The sequence below is a fragment of the Niallia sp. NCCP-28 genome (assembly GCF_023168165.1).
Lineage (GTDB): Bacteria > Bacillota > Bacilli > Bacillales > Cytobacillaceae > Niallia.
Map to the genome: position 1 here is coordinate 63926 of NZ_BQYJ01000004.1, position 19262 is coordinate 83187.

The 19262-nt window shown below is 33.8% G+C and carries 15 protein-coding genes; 4 read left to right on the plus strand and 11 right to left on the minus strand.

Features of this window, described 5'->3' with window-relative positions:
• Positions 1-336: 336 nt before the first annotated feature.
• Entirely contained in the window at positions 337-1623 is a 1287-nt protein-coding gene (locus tag NCCP28_RS13005; RefSeq protein WP_248561852.1) for a methyl-accepting chemotaxis protein, read from the minus strand.
• A 489-nt stretch (positions 1624-2112) separates the two neighbouring features.
• On the opposite strand from NCCP28_RS13005, the gene NCCP28_RS13010 reads away from it, so the two are divergent.
• Complete coding sequence (locus NCCP28_RS13010) at positions 2113-2301, plus strand: hypothetical protein (RefSeq protein WP_248561853.1); 189 nt, start codon at positions 2113-2115, stop codon at positions 2299-2301.
• Between the two features lie 171 nt (positions 2302-2472).
• On the opposite strand, the gene NCCP28_RS13015 is transcribed toward NCCP28_RS13010, so the two are convergent.
• From NCCP28_RS13015 to NCCP28_RS13050, 8 genes are all read right to left on the minus strand, one after another.
• Complete coding sequence (locus tag NCCP28_RS13015; protein WP_248561854.1) at positions 2473-3210, minus strand: amino acid ABC transporter ATP-binding protein; 738 nt, start codon at positions 3208-3210, stop codon at positions 2473-2475.
• A gap of 32 nt (positions 3211-3242) precedes the next feature.
• Positions 3243-3944: an amino acid ABC transporter permease gene (locus NCCP28_RS13020; RefSeq protein ID WP_248561855.1), complete on the minus strand. Its 702-nt coding sequence runs from the start codon at positions 3942-3944 to the stop codon at positions 3243-3245.
• Positions 3931-4740, minus strand: coding sequence for an amino acid ABC transporter substrate-binding protein (locus tag NCCP28_RS13025; RefSeq protein WP_248561856.1), 810 nt, complete (start codon positions 4738-4740; stop codon positions 3931-3933). The genes NCCP28_RS13020 and NCCP28_RS13025 overlap by 14 nt, the downstream gene beginning before the upstream one ends.
• A gap of 361 nt (positions 4741-5101) precedes the next feature.
• Positions 5102-6967 carry an ABC transporter ATP-binding protein gene (locus NCCP28_RS13030; RefSeq protein ID WP_375709406.1) on the minus strand — a complete coding sequence of 622 codons (1866 nt, stop codon included), beginning with the start codon at positions 6965-6967 and terminating at the stop codon, positions 5102-5104.
• Positions 6964-8688 carry an ABC transporter ATP-binding protein gene (locus NCCP28_RS13035; RefSeq protein WP_248561857.1) on the minus strand — a complete coding sequence of 575 codons (1725 nt, stop codon included), beginning with the start codon at positions 8686-8688 and terminating at the stop codon, positions 6964-6966. Before NCCP28_RS13035 ends, NCCP28_RS13030 begins: the two co-directional genes overlap by 4 nt.
• A 20-nt stretch (positions 8689-8708) precedes the next feature.
• Positions 8709-9158 (minus strand): MarR family winged helix-turn-helix transcriptional regulator, encoded by a 450-nt coding sequence (locus NCCP28_RS13040; RefSeq protein ID WP_248561858.1) that lies wholly within the window; start codon positions 9156-9158, stop codon positions 8709-8711.
• 275 nt (positions 9159-9433) lie between these two features.
• Positions 9434-11443: a methyl-accepting chemotaxis protein gene (locus NCCP28_RS13045; RefSeq protein ID WP_248561859.1), complete on the minus strand. Its 2010-nt coding sequence runs from the start codon at positions 11441-11443 to the stop codon at positions 9434-9436.
• 695 nt (positions 11444-12138) lie between these two features.
• Entirely contained in the window at positions 12139-13080 is a 942-nt protein-coding gene (locus tag NCCP28_RS13050; protein ID WP_248561860.1) for a carbohydrate kinase family protein, read from the minus strand.
• 267 nt (positions 13081-13347) lie between these two features.
• Here NCCP28_RS13050 and NCCP28_RS13055 point away from each other — a divergent pair, with 267 nt between their 5' ends.
• Positions 13348-14187, plus strand: a complete 840-nt coding sequence (locus NCCP28_RS13055) for an undecaprenyl-diphosphate phosphatase (RefSeq protein WP_248561861.1) — start codon at positions 13348-13350, stop codon at positions 14185-14187.
• A 40-nt stretch (positions 14188-14227) separates the two neighbouring features.
• Here the strand turns inward: NCCP28_RS13055 and NCCP28_RS13060 are convergent, their stop codons facing one another.
• Complete coding sequence (locus NCCP28_RS13060; protein ID WP_248561862.1) at positions 14228-15658, minus strand: sensor histidine kinase; 1431 nt, start codon at positions 15656-15658, stop codon at positions 14228-14230.
• Positions 15659-16105: 447 nt separating this feature from the next.
• On the opposite strand from NCCP28_RS13060, the gene NCCP28_RS13065 reads away from it, so the two are divergent.
• A complete protein-coding gene (locus tag NCCP28_RS13065; RefSeq protein ID WP_248561863.1) occupies positions 16106-16321 on the plus strand; it encodes an aspartyl-phosphate phosphatase Spo0E family protein in 216 nt (71 codons plus the stop codon).
• 110 nt (positions 16322-16431) lie between these two features.
• Here the strand turns inward: NCCP28_RS13065 and NCCP28_RS13070 are convergent, their stop codons facing one another.
• Positions 16432-17457, minus strand: coding sequence for an AI-2E family transporter (locus NCCP28_RS13070; protein ID WP_248561864.1), 1026 nt, complete (start codon positions 17455-17457; stop codon positions 16432-16434).
• 377 nt (positions 17458-17834) lie between these two features.
• Between NCCP28_RS13070 and bcaP the strand changes: the two genes are divergently transcribed.
• Positions 17835-19217, plus strand: a complete 1383-nt coding sequence (bcaP, locus tag NCCP28_RS13075; RefSeq protein ID WP_248561865.1) for a branched-chain amino acid transporter BcaP — start codon at positions 17835-17837, stop codon at positions 19215-19217.
• The last annotated feature ends 45 nt before the right edge of the window (positions 19218-19262 follow it).

A 19262-nucleotide genomic window follows, 5' to 3' on the forward strand; every position in this document is an offset into this window, starting at 1 on the left:
ATCACAAAAAAAAGGTAGACTGTCTACATATGTTAGACCGTCTACCTGATATATGCAACTATTTTATGAGGCATTAACGGGCTTTTGCCCCCTAGCTCAAGATGACAAGTAAAAACGGGAAATCTAGGCTGGCAGAAACTTTCTGAGTAAAAACCTGCTAGAAAGTCCTGAGGCAACGTCAGCAGGGATGGAACCTCCACTGATTATTAGTCGCCATTTATATTTGTACCTTTTTAATAAATTTTGCTTCATTTATTCTGCCATTGCTGAAAAATGCATGATTCAAACAATAAGCTGATTATAAATTGACTTCTATTAAGAAAATCCTCTTCTTTTTTATCTGTCAATAGTAAAACCTTTTGTTAAAGCAACTAAATCATCTGCTATTTGAGCAAGCTGTTTGGTTGAGCTTGTTATTTCCTCCATTGCTGCTAATTGTTCTTGAGAAGATGCAGAAACATTGATAGAATTTTGGCTGTTTTCTTTCGCAATGCTTGTTACTTGGTCTACAGACCCTGCAACCTCCATAATATTAATCGATATTTTATTTGTGGCCTGAAGCACACTATCCATTTGATGGCTCATATCGGACATAGAATCAGAAATAAGATTAAATTTCTCTTTTGTATTATTAGTAATATTAATCCCATCTTTTACTTCCTCTGTCACTCGTTTCATAGTTTTAACAGAGGTAAGTGTATCTTTTTGAATCTCATTTACTAGTACAGCAATTTGTTTTGCTGATTGGTTGGATTGCTCTGCCAACTTTCTTACTTCTTCTGCTACAACAGCAAAGCCTTTTCCAGCTTCTCCAGCACGTGCTGCTTCAATGGCAGCATTTAATGCAAGTAAATTTGTCTGATCGGCAATTTCCGTAATTACTTTTAAAAATTGCCCAATCTCTTGTGAACGCTCCTGCAATAAAGCAATAGAGCTATTCGATTCTTTAACAGAATTTTGAATAAGGCTCATTTGTTTTACGGTGCTTTCTACCACTTCTTGTCCTTCTTTTGCTTTTACAATGGCAGCATTGGACGATTTAGCCATTTCTTCTGTACTTTTTGCAATTTCTTTAATTTCACTATTCACCACTGCAACAGACTCTACAATAATTTCCATGCCATTTGTTTGCTCTTCAGATCCTGCTGCAACACTTTGAATAGCAGAGGAAATTTGTTCTGAAACATGGCTTGTGCTAACCGTATTTTCTGATAATACTTCCGCAGAAGAAGTAATATATTCAGATGTTTCGTTTACTTTTACAACAAGATTTTTAATGGAGTTTTTCATTAGAATAAATTCTTCCGTCAACATGCCAATTTCGTCATTTGATTGTTTCTTCATTTCAATGTTCAAATTGCCTTCTCTTATTTCTTTTGTGGAATACAGCAATTTTTTTATCGGACGAAGAATAATTCGATGAATAAAAAAGGATGCAATCAATGTTGTAATAATTAAATTAATAATAGTATTAATAAACATGCTGAGTTCAGGGCGAAACACCTGTGCGTTCCTCATTATTTCGTTCAAATAAATGGAGATAGGGGTGCTAATCATAGTAGCAAGAATAATAACAAGTATTAGTTTTATATTCAAGCTTGCAAACAGAGTCTTTTTACTCATAAATCATACCGTCCTCACCTTTTTATAGGATATTATAACTAATTTTTTTCTTAATGAGAAATTTTTTCTCTTTTTTATATTACATGTATCGGCTTTATTTTTCCTTTATAAAGTTGATTATTAAATTAATAGCTTTTTTATTTTTGGGATTACTTATAAAATGTAAAAATTCAGTTTATTATCAATAAAAAAAGAGGCATAGTTCCTAAGAACTATGCCTTAAAATGAGAGGAGGTTATGGGGTTACGGTATAAAGAGTAGCTTGCAATTACTTTCTGGAAGGTAATACAAGCTATCCTTTATACTTATTAGATATGTAATTTTTCAGAAAAAGTGTGGGCTTATCCTTTTTTTTTAAAAAAAGGGGCATTTCACTGCAAAAAGTCATGTATCTTTTTTGTTCTATCTTCTATTCTTGTTTATCTTGTCATATGTTTATTAAAGATTAAATGAGTATACTATAAAGGAAAATGGAAAGAAGGTAACAAAGTGAAAAACCTTTTTATTTTATCTGCTGTTCAATACTGTATGATTTGGACCTTTTTCAGCACTTTTATTTGCTATATCCTTACAGGTTTTACAGTATACACCCTAGCTGCGCTACTTGCCGGAATCACACTTTCCTTTTTAAACCTATTAGAAGACGAAGTGATTCATAGGAAAATTAGAGGAGATTAAAAAATTTACATTTATTATGTATAAAAAATAAAAAAAGAGACTACACTGTAACTACAAAGTGTAATTCCCCCTTTTGTTGAAGAGGAGTTAACATTCCGATTGAGGTATGCTGACTTCCTCTTTTTTTATTTTCTATAAAACAAAAGGCCTGATTAAATGGCAGGCTCCTTTTTATTCTTGGATTAATTGTAAAAATCGTTTGGTTCTTTGTTCTTTTGGAGCTGTAAAAATAGCAGCGGGATTTCCTTTTTCTATAATATAGCCACCATCCATAAAAATGACCTCATCTGCTACTTCTTTAGCAAACTTCATTTCATGTGTCACAATAATCATCGTCATGCCTTCTTTAGCAAGTTCTTTCATTACCTTTAATACTTCCCCAACTAATTCTGGATCAAGAGCAGAAGTTGGCTCATCAAATAACATAACTGCTGGTTCCATCGCTAATGCTCGTGCAATGCCTACACGTTGCTGTTGTCCTCCGGAAAGCTGATGTGGATAAAAACCCACTTTATCTCCTAAACCAACTTTTGACAACAATTGTTCGGCCCTTTTTTCAGCAATAGCTTTGGCTTCTTTTTTTACGACTACTGGTCCCTCCATTACATTTTCAAGAACTGTTTTATGTGGAAATAAATTATAGCCTTGAAAAACCATGCCAGTTAATTTTCGAAAAGCATTTATTTCCTTCTGTCCAACTTTTTTAGAAAAATCCAGCGTTTGATCTTGGATTGCTATTTTTCCTGAAGTCGGAATCTCGAGTAGATTTAAACAGCGCAGCATTGTTGTTTTTCCTGATCCTGATGGGCCAACAACTACAATTACCTTTCCTTTTTCCACTTCCAAACTTATGTCTTTTAATACTTCTAATTGTCCAAAATGTTTGGACAAGCCATTTATGGATATCATGTTATGCTCCTTTCAAAAAGGATTGCTGCCCTTTATTTCTCCAAATGTTTACTTAGCCTTTCTTCGATATGCTGCTGAATGATCGTAAGCGGAAAACAAATGATCCAATAAAGCAAGGCTACTTCCGAATACAACAGCAAAAACTCATAATTTGTGCTGGCTATTTGCTGTGCCACACGAAACATTTCTACTACTAAAATCATGGAAGCAAGGGATGTATCTTTAATTAAACTAATAAATGTATTAGATAAAGGCGGCAAGGAAACTCTGGCCGCTTGCGGTAAAATGATTCTTTTTAAGTTTTGGCTGTAGCTCATGCCAATAGAATAGCCAGCTTCCCACTGCCCTTTAGGAATACTAAGGATAGCAGCGCGGACAATTTCTGACCCGTAAGCTCCTACACTCAAAGAAAACCCAATAACAGCTGCAGGAAATGGATCAATAATGATATTTAAATTAGGCAAACCGTAGAATATAATAAACAGCTGCACTAATAATGGCGTTCCTCTAAAGATGGAAACATAAATTCTCGCTATATATTGAAGCACTTTAATATCAGACATTCTTGCAAGTGCAGTAAAAATCGCTATTATAAGACCAATAATAAAGGAAATGATGGATAATGGTATCGTATTAAAAAACGCTCCCTTCAGCAAAGGCAGAAGGGAACTCTGAGCAATCTCCGTATATCTTTCAAGCAGATCCGGGTCTGTAAATATATTACTTAAGAACATTTTCACCAAACCATTTTTCAGAAATTTTTGTGTAAGTACCATCATCAATCATTTCTTTTAACGCCTTGTTCACTGCATCAACTAGTGTATCATTATCTTTTCGGAACATTAATCCACTTTGTGAAACATCATCAGCCGAATCCACAATCTCAATCTTAGCATTTGGCTTTTGCTTTTTATAATCTAAGAAGGATAATTTATCATTAATCGTTACATCTACTCGCTTAGAATTTAATAATTCTGCCGATTGGTTAAACCCATCAACACCAACTAATTCTGCTCCATATGATTTCGCCATTTCTCCATAGTTGCTTGTTAAAGATTGTGCTGCCTTTAAGCCTTTTATATCTTCAAAGCTTTTTACATCCGAATCGCTTCTTGCAATTAGAACAGCCGAAGAAGATATATAAGGATCAGAAAAAGAATATTTTTCTTTTCTTTCATCATTTATTCCTACTTGGTTTGCAATCATATCAAAACGTTTTGCATCTAATCCTGCAAACATTGCATCCCATTGAGTCTCTTTAAACTCTGCCTTAACGCCAAGGCGTTTTGCCACTTCTTCTGATATTTCCACATCAAAACCAGTTAATTTGCCATTATCATCATGATAAGAGAATGGAGGATATGTTCCTTCCGTTCCCACAACTAATTTGCCATTTTCTTTTACTTTTGCCAATAAATCATTTTTTGTATCTGCACCATTGGACTTATCCGATTCTTCTTTTGTGCCGCATGCAGCCAGTACAAAGGATAAGCTCAATAATAATAGAATCATTATACTTAATTTCCTCATATTGTAATTCCTCCAAATTCCGATATGTCTTGTCAGCAATTGCTATCATATTATAATAAATAGGCTTTTGTCAAAGCTTAATACTCGCTTTTATTTTCACCAAAAAAGCAGGTATTAAACTTAAAAATTCTTTTTTGTTTTTTGGAATAATCAGTTATTTAATCATTTCAATCAAGTAAAATAAAAAGTGTTAAAAAAATTGGCAAGGGAAAATTTAGACTGAATGACAAAGCATGGCCATCGAGAAACTCCCCTTTTCGAGGAGCGGAGTTACCGTTTTGGGGTAAGGAGCACCGCAGAAAAGGGGAGTGATAAAAAGAGAACGTTTTTCAGCAGCCTGAAGAGTGGATTATCCACTCTTCTAATTAGCTTGGGCACCAGCAAACTGGCTATAGTAGAGATCTGCATAAAAACCATGTTTCGCTAACAGATCATCATGACAGCCTTGTTCTATCACCATGCCCTCTTTCATTACTAAAATCATATCCGCATCTTTAATAGTGGAAAGCCTGTGTGCAATGACAAAACTAGTTCTATTTTTCATTAATTCTGCCATAGCTTCCTGAATCTGCGCTTCTGTTCTTGTATCTACACTGCTTGTTGCTTCATCAAGAATTAACAGGGTGGGATTGGCAAGCAGCGCTCTTGCTATTGTAAGCAATTGTTTTTGCCCTTGGGAAATATTTGTTCCTTCTTCATTAATAATTGTGTCATAGCCATCTGGCAATGTTCGAATAAAATGGTCAGCATTGGCAAGCGTTGCCGCCTGCACAACTTCGTCTTCTTTTGCATCTTCTTTTCCATAAGCAATATTATCGCGAATGGATCCTTTAAACAACCAAGTTTCTTGAAGCACCATTCCAAACATGCTTCTTAAATGTCCACGATCCATATCCTGTATATTTATTCCATCAATAGAAATGGTCCCACTGTCTATTTCATAAAAACGCATTAATAAATTGACTAACGTTGTTTTTCCAGCACCTGTGGGTCCAACAATTGCAACTTTTTGTCCTGAATTAATAGAAAGGGATAAATTTTTAATCAATTCTTCTTCTTTTTTGTAGCTAAAATAAACAGAATCAAAGCGGACAGCGCCTTTTGGAAAGTCAATCGCTTTAGCTGATGAAGTTGTTTTTATTTCTTCTTCTTCATCTAACAGCTCAAATACTCTTTCAGCAGATGCAAGGGTGGACTGAATGATATTAGATATATTCGACAATTGCGTAATTGGTTGAGAAAACTGTCGTGCATATTGGATAAATGCTTGTACATCACCGACTGTAATACGCCCGGATGCTGCAAAAATTGCTCCGATTACAACAATAAGGACATATCCCAAATTATTAATCAATGTCATTAGTGGCATAATTAATCCAGAAATAAACTGAGATTTCCAGCTGGATTCATATAATTTGTCATTAATGCCATTAAATTTAGCAATGGCTTTTTGTTCATGCCCAAATGCTTTTACCATTTGATGGCCTGTAAATATCTCCTCTACATGACTATTTATTTTACCCAGTGTTGCTTGCTGATTTTTAAACTGAATTTGAGAACGTTTGGCGATCTTGATGGTAACAAAAATACTCAATGGAATTGTCAAAAAGCAAATAAGCGCCAATATTGGGCTTATTGTTAACATCATAATAATTACTCCTATAAATGTAACAACAGATGTAATTAACTGTGTTACACTTTGCTGCAGCGTATTATTAATATTATCAATATCATTTATCGCCCGGCTTAAGGTTTCTCCATAAGGGGTTTGATCAAAATATTTTAAAGGCATTTTTTCTAGTTTTTTCTGCACATCTTGTCTTAGCTCAAAAACTGTTTTTTGTGAAATGACAACCATAATAAGTTGTTGAATATACGTAAATAATGCACTTATAATATATAATCCAACCAGAAGAAGCAGTATCTTTCCAATAGCAGTAAAATCAATGGCTGCATCTGGTACTCCTTTTGACTTTGCAACAAGACCTTCAAATAAATGATCAATTGCTTTAGCCAAAATTTTGGGACTTAATATAGAAAAAACCGTGCTTAATATTGCTGCAATTACTACAAAAAACAATTGGATTTTATATTTCCCTAAATACACTGCAAGTCTCTTTAAGGTTCCTTTTGCATCTTTCGCTTTTCTGACAGGCATATGATTAGGGCCGCCATGTCCTCTTGATGGAATAATAGGGGATTTGTTATTTCCTTGACCTTTTGTCATACCGTTTCCTCCATAACGCCTTGTGAATAAACAATCTCTTTATACACTTCACATGTTTCCACAAGTTGATGATGGGTGCCGACTCCTGCAATTTTCCCATCTTCTAGCACAATAATATGATCCGCATCTTTAATGGTTGATACCCTTTGAGCTACGATAACTATTGTTGCATCGCCAATTTCTTTCTGTAAGGCGTTGCGAAGTGCAGCATCTGTACGATAATCCAATGCAGAGAAACTATCATCAAAAAGATACATCAGCGGTTTTCTCACAAGTGCTCTAGCAATCGATAACCGCTGCTTCTGTCCACCAGAAACATTAGTTCCCCCCTGTGAAATTGGTGCATTTATTCCTTTACTGAAATTTGCTACAAATTCTTTTGCCTGAGCAACATCCAATGCTTTGTCTACTTCTTCATCTGTTGCATCTTCTTTGCCGAAACGAATATTCTCTGCAATCGTCCCTGAAAATAAGACAGCTTTTTGAGGAACAAAACCTAATGTTTGTCTGAGTGCATCTTGTTTAAATTCCCTAATATTAATGCCGTCAATCAGAATTTCTCCTGCTTGTATATCATAAAATCGTGCAATCAAATTTAATATAGTCGATTTTCCCGAGCCAGTTCCACCAATAATAGCTGTTGTTTGACCTGGTTTTATTTTAAAAGATAGATTTTCAAGCACTGGCTTTTCCGCTTGAGGATAAGAGAATACAACATTTTTAAATTCAATTTCTCCTTTTATTGGCTTTTGATCTCCACTGTCTTCATCTATTATGCTTGCAGGCATGTGCAGCACTTCATTAATTCTCTCTGCAGATGCAGATGCACGAGGCATCATCACAAAAATCATGCTTACCATCATTAAAGAAAACATAATTTGCATGCCATACTGAATAAATGCCATAATATCGCCTACTTGCATCATACCTTGATCTACCTGGACGCCTCCAAACCATATGATTGCAACCGTTGATATATTTATAACAACTATCATAATGGGCATTGTAATTGCCATAATTTTATTGACATGAAGCGCTGTTTCTGTCAAATCTTTATTCGCCTGCCAAAACCGCTTCTGTTCATATTTTTCTTTATTAAAGGAACGAATTACTCGAAGGCCTGTTAAATTTTCTCTTAACACACTATTTAACTGATCAAGCTTTTTTTGCAATAATTTAAACAATGGAACTCCTTTTTTCATAATAGAAAAAATGACAAGTGCCAATACTGGTATGACTACAACAAAAACTAACGATAATTTTGCATTTTTGCTTACAGCCATAATAATGCCTCCAATACACATCATTGGAGCAAAGGCAACCATTCTTAATATCATAATCGTTACTTGCTGCACTTGATTAATATCATTTGTTGTTCTATTAATTAAAGAAGATGTTCCTAAGCTGTTTACCTCTTCCAGTGCAAAACTCTCCACCTTTTGGAACATATTTTCTCGAATATCCCTGCCAAATCCTGCTGCAATACGTGCTGAATAATAGCTAGACAGAATAGCGCAGACAGTTCCAAATGCTGCTATAGCAATCATCCATGCACCTAGCTGCAGCATATAGCTTCTATTGTTTTCCATAATGCCCACATCCACGATATCTGACATTAAATTTGGCAAATAAAGTTCTGAAAAAGCTCGAAACAATGTTAATACAAGAACAATAATAATTCCTATACGATACTTAGTTAATTCGCGCAGCAGCTTATTCATTTTAAATGCTCCAGTCTTTTTTAATTTGTTTCATCCCACTTGTTGTTAACAAAATAATCATTTACTTCATGCAATAAGCTAATAAACATGTCACTTTTTTCATCTCCTAAATATTGAACAAGATGAGTATACTTTTCTTCTATCTTGTGGAGGATTTCTTTTGTTAAGTCAGCTCCTTTTTCCGTTAAAGCTATTCGCACAATACGGCCGTCATCTTTATCATTGACCCTTTTAACCACCCCATCTTTTTCTAAAACATTAATTACTTGTGTAACCGATGGAGAAGTTATTTTCAATGCTGAACTAAGTTGCGAGATGGTTATCTCCTTTTCATTCTTATTGTTTTCTTGATGAATAATAAACAGCATAATTATCTCGCTTCTTTTATAACCATTAAAGGAGAAATGAATATGGGTAAGTTTTCGAAATTCCCTTAATGAATGCAATAATTGTTGCGCTTTTTCCTTCATTTAAATCATGCCTCCTTTTTTAATTAGGTAAGTAACCTAATTATATGGCGGAAAGATTGATTGTCAATTATTAAAGTATCCAATGAACTGAACATTATAAAAAAAAGAGACACTCGCCGCGAATGCACTCTTGGCAATTTTGCCTCTTTTTTCATAATGGGTGTTAGTCGAACGATTTTTACTTTTTCACAAAGCGAATATTTTTATGCCTTCTAACAAATGAGACAAGAATGCAAAGCTGTTGTTTTAAAAACAATCGATGAGAACTTTAAAAACTATTTTTTAAACATATTAACGATAATCATCAATTCTTCTGCCATTAAGGTTAATGCTTTAGCCGAATGAGAAATCTCGTCCATTGATGCAAGCTGTTCTTGGGATGCTGCCGCTACTTCTTCTGCACTTTCTGCATTAAGAGAGGCAATGGACACGATTTCGCCTGATTGGGATGTCACTTCTTGGAGGCCTGCTGACATTTGCTGTACAGTAGCAGATATCTCCTCAATTTGCGGACCAATTTCTTTTGTACTTCTAATAATTTGAGCAAATTTATTGGAAGTAGCTTCTGAAATAGATAAACCATCTTCTGCATTTATTAAAACTTTGCTCATTATTTGGACAGAATGCTCTGTATCCTGTTGAATTTCTGCAATTAAAGAAGATATTAGCTTAGCTGATTCTTGAGACTGTTCTGCTAATTTTCTCACTTCATTTGCTACTACTGAAAATCCTTTTCCATGTTCTCCTGCTCTGGCAGATTCAATTGCTGCATTTAATGCCAATAGATTCGTTTGATTGGAAATAGAGTGGATTACTTCTATTATCTTGCCGATTTCCTTTGAGCGATTGGAAAGAGAATGGATTACTGCATTGGACTGCTTTACTGATTTATTGATAAACTTCATTTGATGAAGATTTTGAGCAACGAATTCTCCGCCATCTTCTGCTAATGTGACTGTTTCTTTCGATAAAGCAGCAACATTAACAGATCTATCTGCAATTTGAAGAGCACCTTTTAAAATTTCTTCTAAAGAATGATTGGAACTTATCATTTTATCTGTTATTCCTTCTGCATCACTAGCTATTTGCTGTACAGCATTGCTTACTTGATTAGAGGCTGCTGACGTTTGCTCAGCACTTGCCAAAAGTTGTTCGGAAGAAGATGTTACCTGTTCCATGCTTGCGTTTAATTGCCCAATAAGCATTTTCAAATAGTTCTGCATCTCTGCAAAACTCTTGGAAAGCTCACCAATTTCATCATTCCCTGCATAAACAATTGTTTCTGTTAAATCACCATTGCTGATTTTTTTAGCACTGTTTGTTACCTTTTGTAATGGAGCTATAATCGATTTAATTATAATAAAAATAAGTGCCCCGCCAATAATGATGGATACCGCTATCACAATGGCCGTCATAATAAATATATTGGAAGAAGCCTGAGTAACTTCAGAATTGTACATAACCCCTGCAATTTTCCATCCTGTATCTTTATCTGTTTCAAATAACATTACTTTATCTTTGCCTTTTTCACTGAAACTTACGGATCCTTTTTCTTTACTGTAGATTTTTTTATGCCATGCAGCCTCTTTTGGCTTTATCCCTGAGGTTACTTGTGGATGGTACATATACTTTCCTGATTTATCCAATAAAGTCAAATATCCTTCTTTCCCAATTTTAGAGCCACGAATCATATCCTTTAATGAACTTAGTTTAAGGTCTATCCCAATAACACCTTTTTTATCATATGTAGTTTTTGCAAATGTCACAATGGAGTTGCCTGTACGACCATCTTCACGAGGCTGCAGCATAATAATTTCTCCATCTGCCTTTATAGCTTGCTGATACCAGTTTTCCTTTAGCGGATCTAAGCCTTCTGGTATATTTTGATTTGCATTCAGGAACATTTCCCCATCTTCTCTTGCAAAATACACCCCAAAAACATTTTGATTTTGTCCTAAGTATTGGGTGAAAATCCTTTGAATTTCTTCTTGATTTCCATCCAGCATACTGGCATTAATATTATTCGCCAAAAAAGTGGCATCCTGCTCTTTTGCCTCCATAATATTCTTGATTTCAGTATGAATGAAGGCCACACTTTGCTGTGCAGAGAGAAACATATTATTTTCAAGTTTCTGCTTGGCGCTATAAAAAGAAACTGCACCAATAATGATGCTTGGAACCAATAAAATAATCAAAAATGAGATAAGCAGTTTTTTGCGCAGCGATAAATCTGAAAGTTTGTGAAATTTAACAGATAGTAAATTTACTCCTTTCTTTTTTTTCATACTATTTTTTCTCCTCATATTAAATATTGCCCCTTTTAAAAATAAGTGTTATTAAGTTTATCGACAATATCGAGCAGATTATTATAGCAAAATAGCCATTTTTCTGAAAAAAAACACAAATCAGCGGTTATGATGTATTTTTCTTATTGTTTTACTATATGAATAGCCCTATATCACAATATAATCCAATAATTTTTTACGCTTTCCTTAATTCAATCAGTGCACTCCTCCGTAGCTCCGCCAATATGATTGGAGCAGAACACATTTTTTAATTGTGCCAATTGTAAATTAGGTAACACATCCATTGCTGCTCCCTTTATGCTTTTTTCCTTGAGACATTAATAGTTTCCAGCTCCCGCTTTTTACTATATCGTTTGATTCTGCTAAGTATCTGCTTGCAGCAAGCATTAAGCCAAATACTGAATTTGCTACAGAAGAGGCATTTGTCCTGGTGTATCAGTGGCCTTAACCCTCGCCTTTTTGCATCCTGTATGCAATCAATCATAGATCCTGTTTTGTTACAAGATAAACAGCTTCCATACCTAATTATGCTAATTCAGCGCAAAGCTGTTTCTCTTGTTTTTTAAAACTTCACTTAATGATAATAAAAACTTTGCATATTGTTTATGTTCCCTTCTCCATCTATTACTTTTTTAGTATTTTATTCTAATAAATTATTCAGGTGAAAAAATCCATTAGTCCATGTTAGAAGAGATTATTTGGCGATAATCATTTAATAAAGGCAATGATCCTATATGTTCAGTTACCTTCCCTCCTAAAATATTTCCAATTATTAAACACTGGCTTAAGGCTTCTGCTGTAGTTGGCATCCCACTTTCATGGATACAATAAAGAATAGCTGCCATAAAAGCATCTCCTGCTCCATTCGTATCAATTGCTTCCATTATTTCCCCCTTTTGATGAACCAATGAATCAGGCAGCAAACCATATGCACCTTTGTCTCCCATCGTAATAAAAACAACAGGAATACGATATTCCGCTAATCTCTTTAAACCTTCTTTAAGAGTATCTACCTCAAAAAGAAATAGCACTTCTTCTTCCGATAGTTTCAATATATCTATAGTATGGAATAAACTTTTAATGACGTTTCTGCACTCTTTTTCACTTGACCATCTTTGCAGCCTGATATTAGCATCAAAACTCACTAGCAAATTCATTTTTTTAGAAATATTTAATGCCCTTTCTGTCGCTTTTTTTGCTTCCGGATGAAAAAGTGTACCAGATCCAAAATAAAATATTTTTTTATTATGGAAAGCATCCAACGTAATGTCTTGTTCCTTTATAACAAGATCTGGTGTGTTGTTACTGTATGAATGAAAACGCCTTTCCCCGTTCATGCCTGTATGAATATGAACAGCACTTAATTCCTTATTACAATCAATTACGCTATATTTTAAACGAACTCCTTCTTTTTCTATTTCTTCTCTTACAAATAGACTATCTTCTTTTGTTCCTAGCTTTGTCAGATAATAGCTAGGTATTTGAAACCGACTAATATGTACAGCAACATTTACAGTTGCTCCACCAAGCTTCTTTTCAAACGAATTGTTTTTGCTGGTTGTAGAAAAAAAATCAATAAAGGCATCCCCAATAGTAATAATTCCTTGTTTTTTCAAAATCATCTTCCTTTTTAAAAGTTTATTTATGCATTAATCATACAAAATGAATCTCTATTTCCAAAACACTTTTTAAAACAATATTTTGAAAATGTGAAACTTCTTAATGAATCTTTTCGTTTTATATTAAGTGGAAAAGGAAAGAACCTATTCTCTGAAATTGGGAGTTTTTCTTTCACCATAAATTTGTTATGATATGGTAGGACATAAAGCCGAAATTAACAAATATACATATAGAAACTACAAGATTTAATAGGAGTGAATAGTTTGAACGAATTATGGAATATTATTGTTGCGGTTATATTAGGGCTAGTGGAGGGACTGACAGAGTTTGCTCCTGTTTCATCTACAGGACATATGATTATTGTTGATGATTTATTATTAAAATCAAAGGAAATTTTTTCCGAACCAGTTGCGAATACTTTCAAAGTCGTTATTCAACTAGGATCTATTTTAGCGGTTGTCATTTTATTTAAAGATCGTTTTTTAAATATTTTAGGCTTAAAAAAAGAAATTAATGGCGTTCGAAAAAAAGGACACCGATTAAGTTTAGTGCAAATTATCATTGGATTGCTTCCTGCTGGAATATTAGGTGTATTATTTGAGGATTATATCGATGAACATTTATTTACCATTCATACTGTAGTATACGCGTTGATTGTGGGAGCCGTTTTAATGATCATTGCTGATTTTGTGCAAAGACGAAGAAAAAATGCAGCAATTGACACAGTAGACAAGATTACAAACACCCAAGCCTTTTTAATTGGCCTGTTCCAATGTATTGCCTTATGGCCAGGATTTTCCCGTTCTGGATCTACTATTTCTGGAGGGGTATTGCTTGGGTTAAGCCACCGTACTGCAGCTGACTTTACCTTTATTATGGCTGTGCCGATTATGGCTGGTGCGAGCTTTATCTCATTGCTTAAAAACTGGCAATATATCACAATGGATGCACTGCCTTTCTTTATTGCAGGGTTTATCAGCGCTTTTATTTTTGCGATTATATCCATTCGTTTCTTCTTAAAATTAATTGATAAAATCAAACTATTGCCATTTGCGATTTATCGTATTGTACTAGCGGTTATTCTTATTGTGGTTTTCCTATAATAAAAAAAAACGATTCTTACCAAAAATAAGAATCGTTTTTTTATTCCGCCAAAGCATATAAAGGAATCAATATTTCAAATTCCGTCCCATTTGAAGAACTTTCCTTAATGCGAATATCTCCTCGATGTTCTAAAATAGTTTTCTTCACAAAAGCAAGCCCCAGTCCCATCCCTTTTTCTTTTGTTGTCGTAAATGGATTAAAAGCCTCTTCTAATTGATTAATTTCAATGCCTGTTCCACTATCATGCAATGTTATCACAACATTTTCGTTCATCTCACCTACCGTAATTAAAATCATTCTTGTTGTTCTTTCAGGAGGAATGGCCTCGATACTATTTTTTATAAGGTTAATAAACACTTGCTGAATATTCGGCTTATTTATATACGCCTTTATGTTTTTTTGCAGGTAATAAAGTTTAATAGTAACTCTATATTCTTTAGCACTTTCATTCACCATTTCCACTACTTCTTCTAAAAGTGCGTTAACATCTTCCATTGCAAAAGTCAGTTGTGCTTGTTTCATATAAAGTGAATAATTCTCTACAATTTCTTTAAGCTGGTAGGATGCTTTATCCACTAGGTCAAAAAACTCTTCATTTTTCTGATCAAGAACTGTATTTTCTTTTATTAGTTTGTGAAAGCCTCTAATGACTTGCACGTTATTTTTGACTTCATGTATAAGGCTGCTTGATAAACTGCCTGCATAATCTAATTTCTTCTGCCTTTCCAACAAGCCGTTATATTGATTTGTTTTATCTATATTCATTTTGATAAATTCAAAAATAATCATGCTGGCAAATAATACAATTCCAAGACTGCTAAATAAAATCCCCGTTTCTGGGATAAAATTAAGAAAACCAGAAAAAAACAATAAAAGAGAATAAATGGCATATGCCCGTAAAAATCTTTGTACATAATGATTTTCAACTTGCTTTGCTACAATGATCAAACAAAACAAAAATAAAAGAAATATAGTCATATGAAAAAAGTAGACAGTATTAAAAGATCCATAGACTGGAAAATAAAAATGAAGTCCGAACACTTTATTTTTTACAATAGTTAAACCTTGAATGCCAAGGGATGTCCAATTCATAACATATACAAATATGCTCCAAACAACATAAAAATAAAAAACTTTTCTATTGAATAGACAATGCCGCAATTTGATAGAAAAGTGAGGAGTGTTTTGATCTAATTTATTATTATCCAATATGATGATCACAAGATAAAAAATGATGGCAACAGAAAAGGTAGGTCCCATACGGAAAAGACGAAACAAAAATAAAGCAACCTCTTCTGATAGCAGTGTTGGAAAATATAATACACTAACAGACAATTGCCAAATGCTAATAAATAGCATGTAAATTAGTAAAGCAATGGAAAATTTAGAACCATTAAACAACCTAAAAGTGCCAATTGCTAATACAATAGGAATTAAACCAATCAAAAATATAAATATACCAACTATCATGCATTTCTCCTTCTATCAATAACCAAAATTAGTATAAACACAGATAAGTTCAATCTTTCAAAACCTCACTAAAAAAGTTTTGGCTATTTCCCTCATATATAATACCACTTTTTAATTTTTTCACAATCACATCGTTCTTTTGTCTAGTCACAAAGAATCATTTTAATAAAACACATAAAAAATCAAGTAAAAATCTTTAATTTTTTACATTTTTTTGGTAACATCCTAAAAGTACCCCTTATTCAAAGGGGCAAAAAGATCTTCATACTTGAAAATGAAAAGGAATAATAAGGAAGTCTAAGTCAGACAAATGAGTGTAACTGTAAAAGCCAGCAATTACACAAACCTAAACGAACACAAATACAATTCGCAACGATGTCTATTTTTCAGCGGCGAAGAAAAAACTCTTACTGACTGAAGTTTCACTTTATAAGGGAGTTAATTTTGATGACTGTTCCACTAGATAACAGAGAAGCTAATAATTTGTTGGTCCATATTCAACGTTTAAGAAAAGAGTTAATTGAAATTGGTCTACAAGAGGGCTTTCAAAGCACCAACACGATTCAAATAAGTCAAACATTAGATAATTATATCGTGTCATATCAAAAAATGATTTTAACATGCGGAAAAGACTTGCATACTGGAATTAGAAAAAGCTGTTAACTGCATTATATATTGTAAAGAGTCCATGACTAATCCTCAAAGGGCTCATTTCTTCTGTTCCCCTTTCGATATGGAATACTCCTTTACTATAATGCTGTTAACAACTTTATCTACTTTTTGCGATTGCCCTTTTTGGTACGTACGTTTTTCACTTCTAAAACATCTAAAAGAAAAATAAAAATCGGAATGCCTACAATTAGACCCCATACACCAAAAAAGTTTTCTGAAAAAATAAGAACTATAAAAGTAAAAAATACGGGCAAATCTGTTTTAGAAGACATTAATTTTGGATTCAAGATATATGCTTCCAATGCATGTATAATAATAATTAATATTATAATTGTTATCACTTGGGGAACTCCACCTAAAGTGTACGCAATTGTGGCCAACGGAATAAAAGAAATAATCACACCTGCAACTGGAATAAGCCCAAAAATAAAAATCATTATCGCTATACCAAATAATTGAGGAAAACCTAAAAAATATAACACTAATGTTGTTAATGCCGTATTAAATAATGCAATCATAAATTGGGCTTCAATTACTTTTCCAAATGTCCCCGCAAATTTCTCTCCAAAATATCGAAATTCAAAGTATAGAGCTGAAATCTTACTACGCTCAACATATTGCAAAAACTGCCTTAATTTATTCTTTTCCAATAAGTAGAAAAAACTTAAGACCATTGCCATAAATAATTGTACGCTAATTTGCCCAATACCAGAAAAGTACTGCACCAAAAAAGCAAACCCTTGGTGTAAATAGGATGAAATTTGATAATTTTTTATAATATCCACAACATAATTAAACACAATGTTATCATGGGGCTGCATATAAAAATTTATAATGCGCCTGATTAGCTGAGTAATCTCCACTATGACGGCAGGCAAATAAGCGCTAATGCCATATACTAAAACTCCAATTACAAAAAAATATAAAACAACTACAATAATATTTCGTCTTATTGGAATTCGAGTGGCAAATACATTTACAAATCGATCCATTAAAAAGGAAATAATAAATGTAAATAAAATAAGATTAATCATGCTTCTGACAGCATAAATAATACCGACAAAAAAAAGAAGAATAAAAAATCGTTTTACATCCTTGTTCAGGACAAGTTTTGACAAATAATCCATTTATAAGACCCCTGACAATTTTTGAATACTATATACAATATGTAGCAAACTTTCATTTATGCTATCTATTCCTTTTCCCTCATTATTTACGAATTCCATTAAAATAACAAGGTATATTTCCTTAAATTCCGACAAAATTTGCAAAAAAGAAAAAAGCCTCTCTCCTCGATATTTAACTTTATGCTTTTTTGAAAAGAAAGCATAACTATGAATAATGTCTCCCTTGAATACAAATGAATAATGCTATAGAAAAAATTTTCTCAATATACTAAATAGCTTCTTTACAAGTTATTTAAAAGTTAGTAAACTAACAAAGTTATTTCTTTTTTCTACATTATTTGATAATTTTCAACATTTATCTACAACAGGAGGATCATATGAATTTATTTCGTAAAAAGGCTGTTGCTACAAGCACTTCAACCCCTTTAAATCGAGTGTTAGGCGCTTTTGATTTAACTATGCTTGGTGTCGGCGCTATTGTAGGAACAGGTATATTTGTTTTAACAGGAGTGGCTGCCGCTGAATATGCAGGACCGGCGCTTATTCTTTCCTTTATCATAGCAGGATTAGCCTGTACATTTGCTGCTTTATGCTACTCAGAATTTGCCTCTATGATTCCAGAGTCAGGGAGTGCCTACACATATAGTTATGTTGCATTTGGCGAAATTATCGCTTGGATATTAGGCTGGGATTTAGTGTTAGAATACGGATTGGCTTCTGCTGCTGTTGCAAGCGGATGGTCTGGCTATTTCCAAGGACTATTAAGTGGATTTGGCATTCATCTTCCTACATTTATGACAAGCGCTTTCAATCCAGAAGCAGGAACCTTTGTTGATATGCCTGCCATTCTTATTGTTTTTATCATTACATTAGTATTGACTCGCGGCATTCAAGAATCCTCCAAATTAAATATTATAATGGTTATTATTAAAATTGCTGTTGTTTTATTATTTATCGTTGTTGGAGTATGGTATGTAAAACCAGATAACTGGGTGCCATTTACACCTTATGGTTTCTCGGGAGTAGCAACTGGGGCTGCTGTTGTTGTTTTTGCTTATTTCGGTTTTGATGCTGTTTCGACTGCTGCAGAAGAAGTAAAAAACCCGCAGCGAAATTTACCGATTGGAATTATCTCTGCATTAGCGATCTGTACTATTCTTTATATTATTGTTTCATTAATATTGACTGGCATCGTTCCATATACAGAATTAAACGTTAAAGATCCAGTTGCTTTTGCCTTAAATTTCATTAATCAAAATTGGGCTGCTGGTTTTGTTTCATTAGGTGCAATTATCGGAATAACAACTGTGCTAATGGTAATGATGTTTGGACAAACCCGTTTATTTTATGCAATCAGCAAAGATGGACTGCTTCCAAAAAAACTGCAAAAAGTTAGTCCAAAAAGACAGGTTCCGATTGTAAGCACATGGGTTACCGCTGCTTTAGTAGCAATCTTTGCAGGATTTGTGCCATTAAATCAACTGGCTGAATTAACAAATATCGGCACACTTTTTGCTTTTTCAGCCGTTTCCCTTGGAATTCTTGTATTAAGAGTAAAACAGCCAAATTTAAAGCGGGGATTCAAAACGCCGCTCGTTCCTTTTGTTCCAGCACTCGCTATTATATTCTGCTTTTACTTAATGCTGCAGCTTAGCACATTTACATGGCAGGGCTTTGGCGTTTGGCTAGTGATTGGATTAGTGATTTATTTCCTATACGGATACAGACATAGTAAGTTAAATCAAAAAAATAAAATCTAAAAAAGCATCGGTCCATTGCGGCCGATGCTTTTTTCCTTATGCAAC

Coding starts and splice junctions, on each gene's coding strand:
- NCCP28_RS13005 (WP_248561852.1), bottom strand. CDS start 1,623: ATGAGTAAAAAGACTCTGTTTGCAAGCTTGAATATAAAACTAATACTT.
- NCCP28_RS13015 (WP_248561854.1), bottom strand. CDS start 3,210: ATGATATCCATAAATGGCTTGTCCAAACATTTTGGACAATTAGAAGTA.
- NCCP28_RS13020 (WP_248561855.1), bottom strand. CDS start 3,944: ATGTTCTTAAGTAATATATTTACAGACCCGGATCTGCTTGAAAGATAT.
- NCCP28_RS13025 (WP_248561856.1), bottom strand. CDS start 4,740: ATGAGGAAATTAAGTATAATGATTCTATTATTATTGAGCTTATCCTTT.
- NCCP28_RS13030 (WP_375709406.1), bottom strand. CDS start 6,967: ATGACAAAAGGTCAAGGAAATAACAAATCCCCTATTATTCCATCAAGA.
- NCCP28_RS13035 (WP_248561857.1), bottom strand. CDS start 8,688: ATGAATAAGCTGCTGCGCGAATTAACTAAGTATCGTATAGGAATTATT.
- NCCP28_RS13040 (WP_248561858.1), bottom strand. CDS start 9,158: ATGAAGGAAAAAGCGCAACAATTATTGCATTCATTAAGGGAATTTCGA.
- NCCP28_RS13045 (WP_248561859.1), bottom strand. CDS start 11,443: ATGAAAAAAAAGAAAGGAGTAAATTTACTATCTGTTAAATTTCACAAA.
- NCCP28_RS13060 (WP_248561862.1), bottom strand. CDS start 15,658: ATGATAGTTGGTATATTTATATTTTTGATTGGTTTAATTCCTATTGTA.
- NCCP28_RS13065 (WP_248561863.1), top strand. CDS start 16,106: ATGACTGTTCCACTAGATAACAGAGAAGCTAATAATTTGTTGGTCCAT.
- NCCP28_RS13070 (WP_248561864.1), bottom strand. CDS start 17,457: ATGGATTATTTGTCAAAACTTGTCCTGAACAAGGATGTAAAACGATTT.
- bcaP (WP_248561865.1), top strand. CDS start 17,835: ATGAATTTATTTCGTAAAAAGGCTGTTGCTACAAGCACTTCAACCCCT.